The sequence below is a fragment of the Bradyrhizobium sp. P5_C12 genome (genome assembly GCF_054049735.1).
In genome coordinates, this window is the sequence record NZ_JBFULU010000021.1 from 84,439 (window position 1) to 100,335 (window position 15,897).

Sequence of the window (15,897 nt, forward strand, 5' to 3'; positions counted from 1 at the left end):
CGTGGGCAACGAGCTCGATTTCCCCTATCACACCGACAACCAGGGCCGCACCGCCACGACCGCGCGCCCCGATCACATCCGCGACCTGATCGAGCAGGTGTTGTTCACGATGCAGGGCGAGCGGGTGATGCGGCCGGATTTCGGCGCGGGCCTGATCGCGCTGGTGTTCGAGCCCAATTCGGTGACGCTCGCCGCGACCACCCAGATGCTGGCGCAGGCCGCGCTGCATCAGCACCTTTCGCATCTGATCGCCGTCACGTCCGTCGAGGTGACCAATGACGATGCGGTGCTGCGCGCCGAGGTCCGCTACGTGGTGCTGGCCGACCGCACCAGCCATGTCGGGAGCTTCGCGGTTCCGGGAGGCGCGGCATGAAGCAACATTGCTGCGATCCGCGCCGGCTCGAAGTGCTCAAAGCCAAGGGCAGCGCCAATGCCATCGAGTTCATCGAGGTGCTCGATCTCGCCTCGCCGCCCGGCGCGCCGCGGCAGCAGACCCTTCTGGTGCGGCTCCTGCATCCCGGCTTCACGCTCTCGCCGGACAATCTGCGGATCACCGGCGGCGAGCGGATCGCAACCGTCGGCGTGGTCTGGTGCGCGCCGGCCGATGCGCTGCCGGCGGAGGCCGAGCCCGGCCTGGTCGACACCATCGACGATCTCGCCCGCACGCTGGTGGTCCGCACCGACGGCAGCGGCGATTATTCGATCTACACGTTCGGCGTCTTCGCCAATTCCGGCTCGACATTGCCTCCGGCCGGCTACGATCCAAAGCTGTCGGCGATCGACTTCACCTTCAAGGTCGAATGTTCCTCCGACTATGATTGCGCCGAGACCGTGCCCTGCGCGCCCGCTCCGCGCCCGCGGCCGGACATCGACTATCTCGCGCGCGACTATCAGGGGTTTCGCCGGCTGATGCTGGACCGGCTGAGCCTGTTGGTGCCGGGATGGCAGGAGCGCTCGGCCGCCGATCTCGGCGTGACCCTGGTCGAGCTGCTCGCCTATGCCGCCGACAATCTCGCCTATCGCCAGGATGCTGTGGCCAACGAGGCCTATCTGGCCACCGCGCGGCAGCGCATCTCGGTGCGGCGCCATGCGCGGCTGGTCGACTATCACCTGCACGAGGGCTGCAACGCACGCGCCTTCGTGCATTTCGACGTGGATGGGCAGGACATCGTACTGCCCAAGGGCACGCAGCTCCTGACCCGCGTGCCCGGGCTCGACGTGGTGCTGACGCCGGGCTCGCGCGCGCTCAACGATGCAATCGAGGGCGGCGCCGAGGTTTTCGAAACGGTTGCGCCCGCCATGCTCGACCAGCAGCAGAACAGCCTCACCTTCTACGCCTGGGGCAATAATGGCTGCTGCCTGCCACGCGGCACCACGCGGGCGACGCTGCGCGGCCATATCGATACGCTCGATGTCGGCGACATCCTGATCCTCGAGGAGGTCATCAGCCCAACGACACTGTCTGCCGACGATGCCGATCCTGCGCATCGCTGGGCGGTGCGCCTGACCGAGGTCGTCCTCGCGAGCGATCCCTCCGGCGGGCTGTTCGACGAGCCAGCGGTCGATGGTCCGGTTGACGTCACCGAGATCGCCTGGAGCGAGACCGACGCACTGCCCTTCCCGCTCTGCCTGACGGTGGCAGATCGCCCCGAGCTTGCGATCAGCGTCGCACGCGGCAACATCGTGCTCGTCGATCACGGCCGCACGCTGGCGCCCGAGCAGCTCGGCGTGATGCCGCGCACCACGCTGAAGCAGGCCTCGGCCACGGCAGGCGATTGCTGCACCTCGGCGCCGGACATCGTGGTGCCGGCACGGTTCCACCCGGTGCTGGCGAGCAGCCCGTTGACGCAATCCTTCGATCTCGGCGCGCTGCTGGCCGTTGCCGTCGCGGCCGGCAAGGCGTGGTGGCCGGCGAGCGCGTTCCGGTTGCTGTCGCCGCGCGACGCCATGCCTGCCCTGGTCGATCTCACGGGACAGGTCGCGGGCACCACGGAGCACTGGCTGCCGCGGCGCGATCTCATCGACAGCGCCGGCAACGCGCCCCATGTCGTGGTCGAGATCGACAATCACCGCCGCGCCCTGGTGCGGTTCGGCGATGGCCTGCTCGGCAAACGTCCGGCGGCGGATACCGCGTTCACGGTGACCTACCGGATCGGCAACGGGGCCGCCGGCAATGTCGGCGCGGAAGCCATCGCGCATATCGTCAGCACCACGGACGGCGTGTTCGCGGCGATACGCAATCCGCTCGCCGCAGCCGGCGGCGTCGAGCCCGAGGACATCGAGGCGGCGCGGCGCGATGCGCCGCAGGCGTTCCGCACCCAGGAGCGCGCGGTGACGGCAGCCGACTACGCGGCCGCGGCCGAACGGCGTGCCGACGTGCAGCGCGCCGCCGCGACGTTCCGCTGGACCGGGAGCTGGCACACTGTGTTCGTGACGCCCGACCGCTTCGGAGGCAGCCCGGTCGACGCCCCCTTCGCCGCGCAACTGCGCAACCATCTCGAACGGTTCAGGATGGCAGGCTACGATCTCGAAGTGCGGACGCCGCGTTACGTCCCGCTCGATGTCACACTGCATGTCTGCGTCAAGCCGGATTATTTCCGCGCCGAGGTCGCGCAGGCCGTGCGCGCGGTGCTGTCGAGCACGGTGCTGCCGGACGGTACGCTCGGCCTGTTCCACCCCGACAATTTCTCCTTCGGCGATCCCGTCTATCTCAGCCGCGTCATCGCGGCGGCGCAGGCGGTCGAGGGTGTCGAGGCGGTGCAGGCGGAAAAATTCCAGCGGCTGATCTCCCCGCTTGCGACATCGCTGGATGACGAGGTGATCCCGATCGGCAGTCTCGAGATTGCACAGCTCGCCAACAATCCGAATTTCCGCGAGCGCGGCCGGCTCGTCATCGAAGCGGGAGGCGGCAAATGACGCTACCGGTCCCTACCATCAAGCCGCATGCCCTGCCTTCCGGCAGCGAGAGCTGCGGCTGCTGCGCCGGCGTCGAAGCCGAGACGCCGCAGGGCATCTCCAACCGCTATGGCCTCTCCGCCATCGCCTACCGGATCGGCGATTACGCGCAGTTCAGCGACAGTCTCCACGCGGCGCTGTCGTCCGCCGCGTTCGCGCCACTTGGCAAGCTTCACAGCCGCGACGACGACGATTTCACCATCGGCCTGATCGACGCCTTCGCCTGCGCCGCCGACGTGCTCACCTTCTACCAGGAGCGCATCGCCAACGAATCCTATCTCCGGACCGCGCTGGAACGGGTGTCGCTTCAGGAGATGGGCCGGCTGATCGGTTACCGGCTGCGCCCCGGCGTTGCCGCCGAGACCTGGCTTGCCTTCACCCTGGAAACCCCGCCGACGCCGCCGCCAAAGCTGTCGCCGGAGCCCGGCAGCTTCATCACCGGCGTGCCCGCGCAGGTCTCGCTCGATATCGGCCTGAAGGTGCAGAGCATACCGGGGCCGGACGAGAAGCCGCAGACGTTCGAGACCGTCGAGCGGCTCGACACGGCAAGGCCGGCCTGGAACGCGATCCGGCCGTGGATGGCGGAGACGCGGCGGCCCGGCAAGGGCGACACGGCCATGTACCTCACCGGCCAGCGCAACAATCTGAAGCCGGGCGACGCGCTGCTGATCGTCGGAGACGCCTTCGCGCCGGGCAAGAACGACAGCAATTGGGAGTTCCGCTTCATCGACAGCGTCGAGCTGCAATCGGATTTCGATCGCACCAAGGTCACCTGGAAAGTCGGACTCTCGGAGGTCACGGCTGCTCAGATCTCCAAAGTCTACGCACTGCGCAAGCGCGCCGCGGCCTTCGGCCACAACGCGCCGATGTGGGCATCAATGTCGACCGAGTTTCACAACAACTATCCCGGGAAGCCCGAGAACGACGACTGGCCCGACTATTCGATCTCGCCGGCCGGCGGCAGCATCGACCTCGATACGGTCTACCCGGAGGTGCGCGTCGGCGACTACGCCGTTCTCACGATTCCCGGAACCTTCAACAGCAAGGCGTTGGGCAAGATCGATGTCATCGTGATCGGCCTGTCACCCTCCATCGATCTCTTTCAGGTGACCAACATCACTTCGGTCTCCCGTGCTCAGTTCGCCCTGGCTGGCAAGGTGACAAGGCTCGCGTTGCACGGCGCGCACTACGACACATACGAGGATGAAGTTCGCCGCTGCACCGCCTTCGTGCAGTCCGAACAACTTACGCTCGCCCCCTATCCTGTCGACGATGCGGTGACGGGCAATAGCATCCCCGTCGCGGTCAGCGCCGATGGTCTCGTCGCCGGCCGGCGGCTGATCGTGCGCGGCAATCGCGCCTCGGACGGCCAGGCCGTGGTCGTGCAGGCCACTCTGGTGTCTGTCCAGGGCGGCGATGCCGGCCGCTGCACGCTTCAGATCGATCCGCCGCTCGCCGGTCATCTCGACCGCGGCAGCGTCGTCGTGCATGGCAATGTGGTGCCCGCCTCGCATGGCGAAACGGTCACGCAGATCCTCGGCTCGGGTGATGCGGCGCGGCCATTCCAGCAGTTCGAGCTGAAGCAGGTGCCGCTGACTTATCGTGCAGCGGCCAATGAAAGCGGCGCAGCGAGCGAGTTGACGCTGCGGGTCGGCGAGATCGAGTGGCACGAGCGCACGACGCTGTACGGTGTGGCCGCGACGGATCGCGCCTTTGCGCTCGATGTCGACGAGCAAGGCCGCAACCTCGTGAAGTTCGGCAACGGTGCAAACGGCGCGCGGCTGCCGAGCGGGCTCAACAACGTTCGCGCCACCTATCGCAAGGGCATCGGCGCAGCCGGCAATGTCCGCGCCGAGACGCTGAGCCAGTTGTTGTCGCGCCCGCTCGGGCTCAAAGGCGTGAGCAACCCGCTCGCAGCCGAAGGCGGCAACGATCCGGAGCCGGCGGAAGCGGCAAGGCGCAGCATTCCGCTCGGCGCCCGCACGCTCGGCCGCGTGGTGTCGGTGCTCGACTACGAGGATTTTGCCCGCGCCTTCACCGGCATTGCCAAGGCTCAGGCGCAGGTGCTGCAACTGCCGCGCGGCAAGACCGTCGCCATCACCATCGCGGGGCCGCCCGATGCGCCCGTCAATTCCGCAAGCCCGGTCTGGACCAACCTGCTGGCGGCGCTGAAGGCCGGCGGCGACCCGCATGTCGCGGTGGCGCTGCTGCCCTACCAGGCCAACGCCTTCCGGGTCGGATTGAAGGTCAAGCGCGATCCCGATTTCGATGCCAAGGCCATGCTGGCCGCAGTCGAGGCGGCGCTCCGCGCGCACTTCGCCTTCGACGCCCGCGAGCTCGGCCAGCCGGTGCAGCAGTCCGACGTGATTGCCGTGGCGCAATCGGTGCCCGGCGTACTCGCCATCGACCTCGTCAGGCTCTATGGCGGCAGCTCGCCCTCTGCCCAGACCATTCCATCGCGTCAGGCCCGGCTGCTGGCGGCGCGGATGCATGTCGACCAGGGCGTGGCGAAGCCAAGTGAGCTCCTGACGCTGAACCCGGCGCCGTTCGACCTGCTGGAGGAGATGGCATGAACAGCCTCACCGCCGAACGGCTCTACGGCCTGCTACCGGCGCTGCATCGGCTGCGCGATGCGGCCCAGGCGGACGATCCGGCCAAGGCCGGCCCGCTTCAGGCTCTGCTTGCGGCGTTTGCGCGCGAATTCGCCACGCTGGAAGAGTCCATCGAGCAGCTCTACGACGACCAGTTCATCGAGACCTGCGCCGAATGGGTCACGCCCTATATCGGCGACCTCATCGGCTACCGGCCGCTGCGCGGGCTCGGCACGGAGCTGACCTCGCCGCGCGCCGAAGTCGCCGACACCATCGCCTTCCGCCGCCGCAAAGGCACCGCGCTGATGCTGGAGGAGCTCGCGCAGGACGTCACCGGCTGGCCGGCGCACGCGGTCGAATTCTTCGAGCAGCTTACCACCACGCAATACATGAAGCACATCCGGCTGCATGCGCCGGCGACCTGCAATCTGCGCGACACGGCGGCGCTGTTCCCGCGCGACGGCGCCTTCAACGGCATTGCGCACACCGCCGAGATGCGGCGGCCGGAGACTGGCGCGGGGCGCTACAACATTCCCAATATCGGCATCTTCCTGTGGCGGCTGTTGTCGCTGTCGCTCACGGCGGTGCCGTTGACGCCTGACGCCGGCGATGCGAGCGGACGAAAATTCCGCTTCAACCCGCTCGGCGCGGACATGCGGCTGTTCCGCTTCGCGCAGGCCGAGCCCGACATTTCCCATCTGGCCGAGCCCGTCAACGTGCCGGAGCCGTTGTCGGTGCGGCTGATGGCGATGGCGGTGCGCGCGGCGCAGGCGAGCGCACAGCCGGATGCGCAACGCGACGACGATTATGGCGACGGCGAGAGCCTGGTATTCTTCACACCTGGTACGCCTCCGGTCCCCGTTCCCACCGCCAAGGTCCGCGTCTGCGACCTCCGCGACATCCTGGACGGCGGCGGCAATGTCATCGGCTGGGCGCATGAGGCGCAGGTGACGGCGGGCACGATCGGCTTCGATCCCGAGCGCGGCCGCGTCCTGCTCGGCGACGCCGCCGACGGGCCGCTGCTTGCGACCTTCCACTACGGCACCGCACGCCAGATCGGCGGCGGCGAATATCCGCGTGTCCCGGCCGAGGGTGATGTCGGCAACCAGCAGGCCGTCAACGCCGGCGGCGCCTGGCAGGCGAAGCTCGACCTGATCGCGACCGGCGGCCGGCTCACCATCGGCGACAGCCTGACCTACAAGGAGACACCGACGTTCAAGGTCGACGGTGTCCTCGGCGATGCCACGCCGCACCATGCCGTGGTCGCCGCCCATGACCAGACCCGGCCGCTGCTGGCGGCGGGCGGCGAGATCGCGCTCGACATCGGCGCGCGCGGCCGGCTCACGCTCGACGGTCTCGTGATTTCCGGCGGGGCGCTGCGGCTGGCGGCCTTCGCCGACGTCGAACCGCGCGAACTGGTGCTGCGCGACTGCACGCTGGTGCCCGGGCTCACACTGGCGGGAGACGGCAGTCCAGTGTCGCCGGGCAAGCCCAGCCTGATCATCGAGCATCCCTTCGCCAAGGTGACATTGGAGCGTTGTATCGTCGGACCGATCCACGCCGTCACTGACGCCGAGGTGACGCTGACCGATTGCATCATCGATGCCGGAGCACCGGAGAACGTCGCTTTCGCCGCTGACGATGCCGGCGACACTGGTGCCGAATTGACCGTCGCCCAATGCACATTGATCGGCAAGGTTCACAGCAAGCTGCTCAAGCTCGCCTCCAACACCATCTTCTTCGCAAAGCTCGGCCCGAAGCCCGCGGAGAAATGGATCGCGCCGCTGCTGGTCCAGCGCCGCCAGGAGGACTGTGTCCGCTTCTGCTACGTACCGCCGGGCTCGATCGCGCCGCGGCGCTTCCATTGCGTGCCGAACGACGCAGCGCCTGCCGCGCTGCCGCTGTTCACGTCGCTGCGCTACGGCGATCCCGGCTATGCGCAACTGCGCCGCACCACCAGCCTCGCGATCCGCGCGGGCGGCGACAATGACAGCGAGATCGGCGTGCTCAACGCATTATTCGAACCGCAGCGCGAGGCCAATCTCAGGCTGCGGCTCGACGAATATCTACGTTTCGGGCTGCACGCGGGCCTGTTCTTCGCGAGTTGACCGAGTGCATCGGAGGCTATCATGGGTGCCGACTTCTCACGCGTCCGTCTCGACCCGCTGCTCGATTTTGCCGGCCTGGAGCTGAAGCAGGGCGCGGTGCTGCTGGACGGCGACGCCAACGAACTGATGGCGATTCTCGACCGCAGGCTCCGGGCACTCGCGAGCGACACGCTCGGCCGCGCCACGGTCTCCTCGACCACGCCTGACGCATTCAAGCTGGGCGTTGCCGGCAACACGCTGGAGATCGGCAAGGGGCGGCTTTATGTCGACGGTCTGCTTGCGGAAAACCACGGTCTTGCCGATCCCGACAAGCGCCTGTTCGACGACCTCATGGCCGAGACGGTGTTCACCGACAAGCTGACCTATGCGACGCAGCCCTATCTGCCGGCCGCGGTGCGGCCGCCGCTGCCGACCGCCGGCCGCCATCTCGTCTATCTCGACGTCTGGGAGCGCGAGCTGACCTATCTGGAGCGGCCGGAGCTGGTCGAGATCGCCGTCGGAGTCGAGACCAGTTCACGGCTCCAGACGGTGTGGCAGGTGCGGGTGCTCGACACCGATGCCGGCGCCAACACCAGTTGTGCTACGCCGGACGAGGACGTACCCGGCTGGAATGCAGTGATCGCGCCGTCGACCGCCGTGCTCACGACCGGCACGTTCGACGCGGCGCCGGTGACCGATCCTTGCGAGCTGCCGCCGACCGGCGGCTTCCGTGGACTGGAGAACCAGCTCTACCGGGTCGAGATCCACGATCCCGGCCAGCCGGGCGGCACTGCGACCTTCAAATGGTCGCGCGAGAATGCCAGCATCGGCTCGCGTGTTGCCAGCGTCGTGTCGTCGACCGAGCTCGAGCTCGATAGCCTCGGGCGCGACGACGTGCTGCGCTTCAACACCGGCGACTGGGTCGAGATCATCGACGACGCCCGGGAGTTTTCGCAAGAGTCCGGCGTGATGCGCCGCATCACGGTGACCGAGGCAACCCGCCGCATCAGTTTCACGCCGGCCTTGCCGGCGCTGATGCTGCCGCCGGGCTTCCCCAACAGTGACTGGCCGAAGCAGACCAACCTGCGGGTGCGCCGCTGGGATCACAAGGGAAAAGTGTTCCGGACCGACCCAAGCGGAACGCCGGTGCAGATCGGCGATCTCGATGCCGCCGGATCGACCGGCACGATCAAGGTGCCGGCCGCGGGCACGACGGTCCTGCTTGAGGACGGCGTCACCGTGAGCTTCGATTCGACCGGTGCTTCGGGCTTTCACGCCGGCGACTGGTGGGCCTTCGCCGCGCGCACGGCGGATGCCAGCGTCGAGAAGCTCGATCGCGCCCCGCCGCGCGGCATCCATCACCATTTTGCGCGGCTCGGCATCTGGGATGTCGGCGCCAAGAGCGTGACCGACTGCCGCAACCCTTGGCCGCCCAAGGGCGAAGGCCACGACTGCGCCTGCACGGCCTGCGTCACGGTCGAGCAGCATGAGAGCGGCAGCTTCACCATCCAGGACGCCGTCAACAAGGTGCGCGAGACCGGCGGCACCATCTGTCTCGGCCCCGGCCGCTACGTGTTGAAAGAGGCCGTGACGGTCAACCATGCGCAATCGGTGCGCATCGTCGGCAAGGGCCCGGCAACGCTGTTGCTGGCGCCGGCCGGCGCCTTCGCGATCCAGGACAGTCTTGCGATCGCGATCGAAGACCTCGCAATCATCTCGTTCAATCGGAAGCCAACGATCGACGTCTCGACCTGCATCGGCCTCGGCCTGACCCGACTCGCAATCGCGGCGCTCGGTGGCGAGAATGCGCAGCTTCCAGCGGTGATGCTGCGCGGCCTGATTGGCGGGGCGAAGCTTGCAGAAAACGCGATCTTCGCACCCGTTGCCATTGCCGGCGGCGCGCTCAAGGAGGTCGAGGACGGTGCCGGCTTCCTGCTGACGGCGGCGGTGACGATCGAGGACAATATCCTCCTGTGCCAGCGCGGCGCCATCGTTTTCACCGACGAGGTGCTGCATCTTCTTGCGACACGAATCGCGCACAATGAAATCATCGGCTGCACCGATACTGCAATCGCCGCAGAGGGTTTTGCGCTTCCTGGCGCCTCACTCGCAATCGACGGCAACAGCTTGAATGTCAGCGCACACGGCATCGCCTGTGCCGCGGCCGGGCTCTGGGTCGAGGACAACGCGTTGCGCAACTGGTCGACGGGCGACCATGTCGGGATCAGGCTGATCCCCGGGCTCGACCGCCGCAGCACCGCCACCGCCCACATCCTCGCCAACCAGATCAACGGATTCGGCACCGCGGGGATCAAGGTGATTGCTGCGGCTCAGGACCTGATCATCAAGCTCAACGCGATCGACGCATGCGGGGCCGGGATCATGCTCGGCGGCGCGACCGACGCTGCGGCAGTCTCGATCGAGAACAACCATATCCGCGATATCGGGCCGGCCACCGAGAGCGACGGCGGCACCGTGGTCGGCATCGAGGTCATCCGCGCCGAGAGCGCGACGATCGCGGGCAATCTGGTCCGGGCGATCGGGCTCCAGGCGGTGAAGTCCGAGCTGCGCGCCGGCGTTCTCACCTTCGGCGTCAACCGCCCGCGCGTGAGCGGCAACGAGATCGTCGAAGTCGCGCCCGCCAAAGGCTTTGTCGGCACCAGCGCCGGCATCATGCTGCGCGCACCGCAGACCCAGATCGAGGTCAGCCATAACACCGTGCAGCGCGACTTCACGACGGTCACCGGCGATTCGGCCGGCAACTGGTTTGCGTTGACCACGGCCGAGGTCAATCCGAAGGTGCCGTTCGCGCAGGCCGGCGACAAGGTCGCGATCCGGCTCGGCGACGGGCGCATCCTTGCGCTCGGCGCCGACTATGCGTTCGTCAGGGCGAGTCTCGCCGGCAACGACACCGAGGGCGCGCGCGCCGGCATCATCGGCAACACGCTGACCGCGCGCGGGCCGGCGCCGGCGGTGCTGGTGGTCGCCGGCCAGGAGTGCCTGTTCAGCGACAACCGCGTGGAGGTGAGCAACAAGGCCATCGCCGTGTCGCTGGAAAGCACGGTTGCCATCATCAGCTCGAACCGTGTGCGCGGCGGCGAAAGCTCGATCCGCCTCACCGCCGCGCGCGCGGTGACCGTGCTCGGCAACATCACCACCGGCAACATCGCCATCCCCGGCGGCATCGCCAACACGCCGTGGGCGCCGCTCAACGTAATCGGATAGTTTCGGGAGATATTTCGATGCGCACCTTCATTGTCGGAGATGAAACGAAGCTGAAGACCGTCAGCGAAAAACTCTTGCACGCCAATCTCAGCAACGTGCGCAGCGAGGCCGCGCTGAAGGCTTTGCAGGAAGCCAACCCACATGCCGATCTCAACAAGCTCGCGCCCGGAACCATACTGTTCGTGCCGGATACGCCGGGCTTCAAGGTCAGCACGACCAGCTCGGCAGCCGAAGGCCCGCTCGCAGCCCTGCACGAGCTCCTGGACAAGGCGCTCCGCCTCGCACTGGAGGAGACCTCGGCCGGCAACAATGCGCGCATCGCAGCCCAGGACCTGACCATCAAGGCGTTCGACGACGGTACGGTGAAGAAGCTGTTGACCGACCCGACCGTCGGCAGCCAGATCCGTGAGACCGCCAACACCGTCAGAAAGAGTTTTGAAGCCGACCGCGAGCTGGCGGCACGGGCGGAGAAAACCATCACGGATGTCGGCAAGGCCGCGACCGCCAAGCTCACCGAGCTCGGCAAGACCTTTGGATGATGCGCAGCGCCGATTACCTCGCCAGGCTCGGCAGGTCGAGCCCGCTGGCGCGCGCGCACTCGACCGCTGTGTCGTAGCCCGCATCGGCATGGCGCATGACGCCGGTCGCGGGATCGTTCCACAGCACGCGCTCGATCCGCCTTGCAGCGTCCGGCGTGCCGTCGGCCACGATCACCATGCCGGCATGCTGCGAATAGCCGATGCCGACGCCGCCGCCATGATGCAGCGAGACCCATGTCGCGCCRCTGGCGCAATTGAGCAGCGCGTTGAGCAGCGGCCAGTCGGACACCGCGTCCGAACCGTCGCGCATCGCCTCGGTCTCCCGGTTCGGACTCGCCACCGAGCCGCTGTCGAGATGATCGCGGCCAATCACGACCGGCGCCTTCAATTCGCCGCGCGCGACCATCTCGTTGAAGGCAAGGCCGAGGCGATGACGATCGCCGAGGCCGACCCAGCAGATCCGCGCCGGCAGCCCCTGGAACTTGATGCGCGCCTTGGCCATGTCGAGCCAGTTGTGCAGATGCTTGTCATCGGGCATCAGCTCCTTGACCTTGGCGTCGGTCTTGAAGATGTCCTCGGGATCGCCTGAGAGCGCGGCCCAGCGGAACGGTCCGATGCCGCGACAGAACAACGGGCGGATATAGGCGGGTACGAAGCCGGGGAAATCGAAGGCGTTCTTCAGACCCATGTCCTGCGCCATCTGCCGGATGTTGTTGCCGTAGTCGAGGGTCGGTATTCCCTGCGCGTGGAAATCGAGCATCGCCTGGACGTGATCGACCATCGAGGTCTTCGACGCACGCTCGACCGCCTTGGGATCGGCGGCACGCTTGGCTTCCCACTCGGCCAGCGTCCAGCCCTTCGGCAGGTAGCCATTGATCGGATCGTGGGCGCTGGTCTGGTCGGTGACGATGTCCGGCTTGACGCCGCGACGCACCAGTTCCGGAAAGATCTCGGCCGCGTTGCCGAGCAGGCCGACCGAGACCGGCTTCTGCGTCTTGGCAGACTCCGCCATCATCGCCAGCGCTTCGTCGAGCGTTGCGGCCTGCCGATCGAGATAGCCGGTGCGCAGCCGCATCTCGATGCGGCTCGGCTGGCATTCGACCGCGAGCATCGAGGCGCCGGCCATGGTCGCGGCCAGCGGCTGCGCGCCGCCCATGCCGCCGAGGCCGGCGGTGAGGATCCATTTGCCGGCGAGGCTGCCGCCATAATGGCGGCGGCCGACCTCGACGAAGGTCTCGTAGGTGCCCTGCACGATGCCCTGGCTGCCGATATAGATCCAGGAGCCCGCCGTCATCTGGCCGTACATCATCAGGCCCTTGCGATCGAGCTCGTTGAAATGATCGAGCGTCGCCCAGTGCGGCACCAGGTTCGAGTTCGCGATCAAGACGCGCGGGGCATCCGCGTGGGTGCGGAAAACGCCGACCGGCTTGCCGGATTGAACCAACAGGGTCTCGTTGCCCTCGAGCTTGCGCAGCGAAGCAACGATCCGGTCAAAGCTCTCCCAGTCGCGCGCGGCGCGGCCGATGCCGCCATAGACGACGAGCTCACTCGGGCGCTCTGCCACTTCGGGATCGAGATTGTTCATGAGCATGCGAAGCGGCGCTTCCGTCAGCCAGCTCTTCGCGCTGATCTCGCTGCCGCGCGGGGCGCGGATGGTGCGGTCGTTGTCCAGTCGACGGTTCATGCGAAAACCTCTTCAGCCAAGTCTTGTCAGTCAAATCTTGGAAATGGATCATTGGAGAGTGCGGAGAGCGCAGCAGAAGGCAATGCATCGGATTCAATCAGCGCAGCCGCCTTGGCGAGATCGCCGGCCATGTAACGGTCGGCGCCGAGCGCAGGCACCTCTTCACGCAACGCGGCAATGACGGCAACGAGTGCCGCGCTCGTGGCATGCGGCGCGCGCAACGTGATGCCTTGCGCGGCGACCAGGAGCTCGATGCCGAGGATGGCGGCGAGATTGTCGGCCATGTCGGACAGCCTGCGCGCGGCATGCGCGGCCATCGAGACGTGGTCTTCCTGGTTGGCGCTGGTCGGCGTCGAATCGATCGAGCAGGCAGCCGCGCGCTGCTTGTTCTCGGCATAGAGCGCGGCGGCCGTGACCTCGGCGATCATGAAGCCGGAATTGATGCCGGGATCGGGCGTCAGGAATGGCGGCAGCCCGAAATTCAGCGCCGGATCGACCAGGGTGGCGATGCGCCGCTCGCTGATGGCGCCGATCTCCGACAGCGCGAGCGCGATCGTGTCGGCGGCAAACGCCACCGGCTCGGCGTGAAAATTGCCGCCCGAGACGATCTCGCCGGTCTCGACCAGCACCAGCGGATTGTCGGTGACGGCGTTGGCCTCGACGATCAAGGTGCGTGCGGCCTGGGTGATCAGGTCGAGCGCGGCACCCGAGACCTGCGGCTGGCAGCGTAGGCAATAAGGATCCTGCACGCGCTCGTCGCCTTCGAGATGCGATTGCCGGATGTCGCTGCCGTCGAGCAGCGCCATCAGCGTTGCGGCCGCAGCGATCTGCCCGGCATGGCCACGCAGCGCCTGGATCTCGGGACGGAACGGTGCCGTCGAGGCCATCGCCGCATCGACCGATAGCGCGCCGGTCACGAGCGCGGCGCGGGCCAGGCGAAACGCGCGCAGCACGCCGGAGATGGCGTAGGCGGTCGAGAACTGCGTGCCGTTGATCAGCGCGAGCCCCTCCTTGGGGCCGAGCGTCAACGGCGCGAGGCCGGCCGTGGCGAGCGCCTCGTGGCCAGGGACTGTCCTGCCACCGACGATCGCCTGCCCCTCGCCGATCATCACGGCGGTCATGTGCGCGAGCGGCGCGAGATCGCCGGAGGCGCCGACCGAGCCCTGCTGCGGCACCAGAGGATAGACGCGCCGCGCCAGCATTTCCTGCAACTGCTCGATCACCTCGGGCCTCACACCGGAGGCGCCGCGCCCGAGCGAGATGATCTTCAGCGCCATCATCAGCCGCACGATCGGTTCGGGCGTCGCTGGCCCGACGCCGCAGCAATGCGAGACGATCAGGTTGCGCTGGAGCAGCGTGGTCTGGTCGGGCGGAATGCGCTTCGATGCCAGCTTCCCGAAGCCGGTGTTGATGCCGTAGACCGGGACGTCGGCCCGCGCCGCCTTCGCAACGATCTCGGCAGCGGCTTCGACGCACGGCCAGAACGATGGGTCGAGAACGACAGGCGCGCCTTCGAGCACGCGCGCGAGATCGTCGAGGCTGACCGCTCCCGGTTGGACGACGATCGCTGCGCCCGGCGCCATCACTGTCCTCTCCAGACCCGGCGGTGCAGCGGATTGAAGCCGATGCGATAGACCAGCTCGGCAGGCCGCTCGATGTCCCAGATTGCGAGGTCGCACCATTTGCCGGCTTCGAGCGTACCCGTTTCGTGCAGCACGCCAAGCGCGCGTGCGCCTTCGCGGGTGATGCCGGCGAGGCACTCGGCGACTGTCATCCGGAACAGCGTCGCGCCCATGTTCATGGCGAGCAGAAGCGAGGTCAGTGGCGAGCTGCCGGGATTGCAGTCGGTTGCAAGCGCCATGTGGACGCCGTGCTGGCGGAACGTCTCGACCGGCGGCCTCTCGGTCTCCCGGATGAAATAGAAGGCGCCCGGCAGCAGCACGGCCACCGTTCCGGCCTTCGCCATCGCAGCCGCGCCGGCCTCATCCGTGTGCTCCAGATGATCCGCCGACAGTGCGGAGAATCTTGCGGCGAGCGCGGCGCCACCGAGATTCGACAGCTGATCGGCATGGAGCTTGACCGGCAGCCCCAAACCCCTCGCCGTCTCGAATACGCGCGCCGTCTGCTCGTTCGAGAAGGCGATGCCCTCCATGAAGGCATCGACGGCATCGGCGAGGCCGGCCTTTGCAACGGCCGGCAGCATCTCCCTGCAGACGAGATCGATGTAGCGGTCCTTGTCGCCGTCGGCCTCGGCCGGCAGCGCATGTGCGCCAAGGAAGGAGGTACGGATCGCAACCCGCCGCTGGCGGCCGAGGTTGCGGGCCGCAGCAAGCTGCCGCATCTCGGTCTCGGTATCGAGGCCATAGCCGGACTTGATCTCGATCGTCGTTGCGCCCTCGCCAATCAGCGCATCGAGCCGCGGCAGCGCACTGGCGACGAGGTCGGCCTCGCTCGCCTTGCGGGTCGCGACCACGGTCGAGACGATGCCGCCGCCGGCGCGTGCGATCTCCTCATAGCTGGCGCCCTTCAGACGCAGCTCGAACTCGTGCGCGCGGTTGCCGCCATAGACGAGATGGGTATGGCAGTCGACGAGGCCGGGCGTGATCCAGCGTCCCTCGCAATCGATCCGCTTGATTGCGTCCGCATCCGCAGGAAAATCCGCCTCTGCGCCCGCATAGACGATGTGGCCGCCGCGCGCGGCGATCAGGCCGTGCTCGATGTCGCCGAGATCGGGCCGGTCGGCGCGCAGCGTGGCGAGCCGGGCGTTGTGCCAGATCCGGTCGAAGCGCTCTGCCATGCAATGGGTCCCTTCGTGG

General features: G+C 67.5%; 9 protein-coding genes. 6 read left to right on the forward strand and 3 right to left on the reverse strand.

Annotated elements, in window-relative coordinates; genetic code table 11:
- The first annotated feature begins 1 nt into the window (after position 1).
- Genes ACXJMY_RS20090 through ACXJMY_RS20115 form a run of 6 tightly spaced genes read left to right on the forward strand, consistent with a single transcriptional unit; the run spans position 2 to position 11,397 of the window.
- Complete coding sequence (locus tag ACXJMY_RS20090; protein WP_456621076.1) at positions 2–373, forward strand: GPW/gp25 family protein; 372 nt, start codon at positions 2–4, stop codon at positions 371–373.
- Positions 370–2,916: a putative baseplate assembly protein gene (locus tag ACXJMY_RS20095; protein WP_456621077.1), complete on the forward strand. Its 2,547-nt coding sequence runs from the start codon at positions 370–372 to the stop codon at positions 2,914–2,916. Before ACXJMY_RS20090 ends, ACXJMY_RS20095 begins: the two co-directional genes overlap by 4 nt.
- Positions 2,913–5,528, forward strand: a complete 2,616-nt coding sequence (locus tag ACXJMY_RS20100; protein ID WP_456621078.1) for a putative baseplate assembly protein — start codon at positions 2,913–2,915, stop codon at positions 5,526–5,528. Before ACXJMY_RS20095 ends, ACXJMY_RS20100 begins: the two co-directional genes overlap by 4 nt.
- The gene (locus tag ACXJMY_RS20105) at positions 5,525–7,654 is read left to right on the forward strand and encodes a hypothetical protein (RefSeq protein WP_456621079.1); all 2,130 of its coding nucleotides are present in this window, start codon (positions 5,525–5,527) and stop codon (positions 7,652–7,654) included. Before ACXJMY_RS20100 ends, ACXJMY_RS20105 begins: the two co-directional genes overlap by 4 nt.
- 21 nt (positions 7,655–7,675) lie before the next feature.
- A complete protein-coding gene (locus ACXJMY_RS20110) occupies positions 7,676–10,858 on the forward strand; it encodes a DUF6519 domain-containing protein (RefSeq protein ID WP_456621080.1) in 3,183 nt (1,060 codons plus the stop codon).
- A 17-nt stretch (positions 10,859–10,875) separates the two neighbouring features.
- Entirely contained in the window at positions 10,876–11,397 is a 522-nt protein-coding gene (locus tag ACXJMY_RS20115; protein WP_456621081.1) for a hypothetical protein, read from the forward strand.
- A 13-nt stretch (positions 11,398–11,410) separates the two neighbouring features.
- On the opposite strand, the gene hutU is transcribed toward ACXJMY_RS20115, so the two are convergent.
- The 3 genes from hutU to hutI are packed head-to-tail and all read right to left on the reverse strand — an operon-like array spanning position 11,411 to position 15,878.
- On the reverse strand, positions 11,411–13,081 hold the full coding sequence (gene hutU / locus ACXJMY_RS20120) for a urocanate hydratase (RefSeq protein WP_456621082.1): 1,671 nt from the start codon (positions 13,079–13,081) through the stop codon (positions 11,411–11,413).
- A gap of 26 nt (positions 13,082–13,107) precedes the next feature.
- Positions 13,108–14,664, reverse strand: a complete 1,557-nt coding sequence (hutH, locus tag ACXJMY_RS20125; protein WP_456621083.1) for a histidine ammonia-lyase — start codon at positions 14,662–14,664, stop codon at positions 13,108–13,110.
- Complete coding sequence (gene hutI, locus ACXJMY_RS20130; protein WP_456621084.1) at positions 14,664–15,878, reverse strand: imidazolonepropionase; 1,215 nt, start codon at positions 15,876–15,878, stop codon at positions 14,664–14,666. Before hutI ends, hutH begins: the two co-directional genes overlap by 1 nt.
- Between the last annotated feature and the right edge of the window lie 19 nt (positions 15,879–15,897).

Excerpts from the sequence above, each read along its gene's own strand:
- ACXJMY_RS20110 (WP_456621080.1), top strand. The coding sequence starts at position 7,676 with ATGGGTGCCGACTTCTCACGCGTCCGTCTCGACCCGCTGCTCGATTTT.
- ACXJMY_RS20115 (WP_456621081.1), top strand. The coding sequence starts at position 10,876 with ATGCGCACCTTCATTGTCGGAGATGAAACGAAGCTGAAGACCGTCAGC.
- ACXJMY_RS20100 (WP_456621078.1), top strand. The coding sequence starts at position 2,913 with ATGACGCTACCGGTCCCTACCATCAAGCCGCATGCCCTGCCTTCCGGC.
- hutH (WP_456621083.1), bottom strand. The coding sequence starts at position 14,664 with ATGGCGCCGGGCGCAGCGATCGTCGTCCAACCGGGAGCGGTCAGCCTC.
- ACXJMY_RS20105 (WP_456621079.1), top strand. The coding sequence starts at position 5,525 with ATGAACAGCCTCACCGCCGAACGGCTCTACGGCCTGCTACCGGCGCTG.
- hutI (WP_456621084.1), bottom strand. The coding sequence starts at position 15,878 with ATGGCAGAGCGCTTCGACCGGATCTGGCACAACGCCCGGCTCGCCACG.
- ACXJMY_RS20095 (WP_456621077.1), top strand. The coding sequence starts at position 370 with ATGAAGCAACATTGCTGCGATCCGCGCCGGCTCGAAGTGCTCAAAGCC.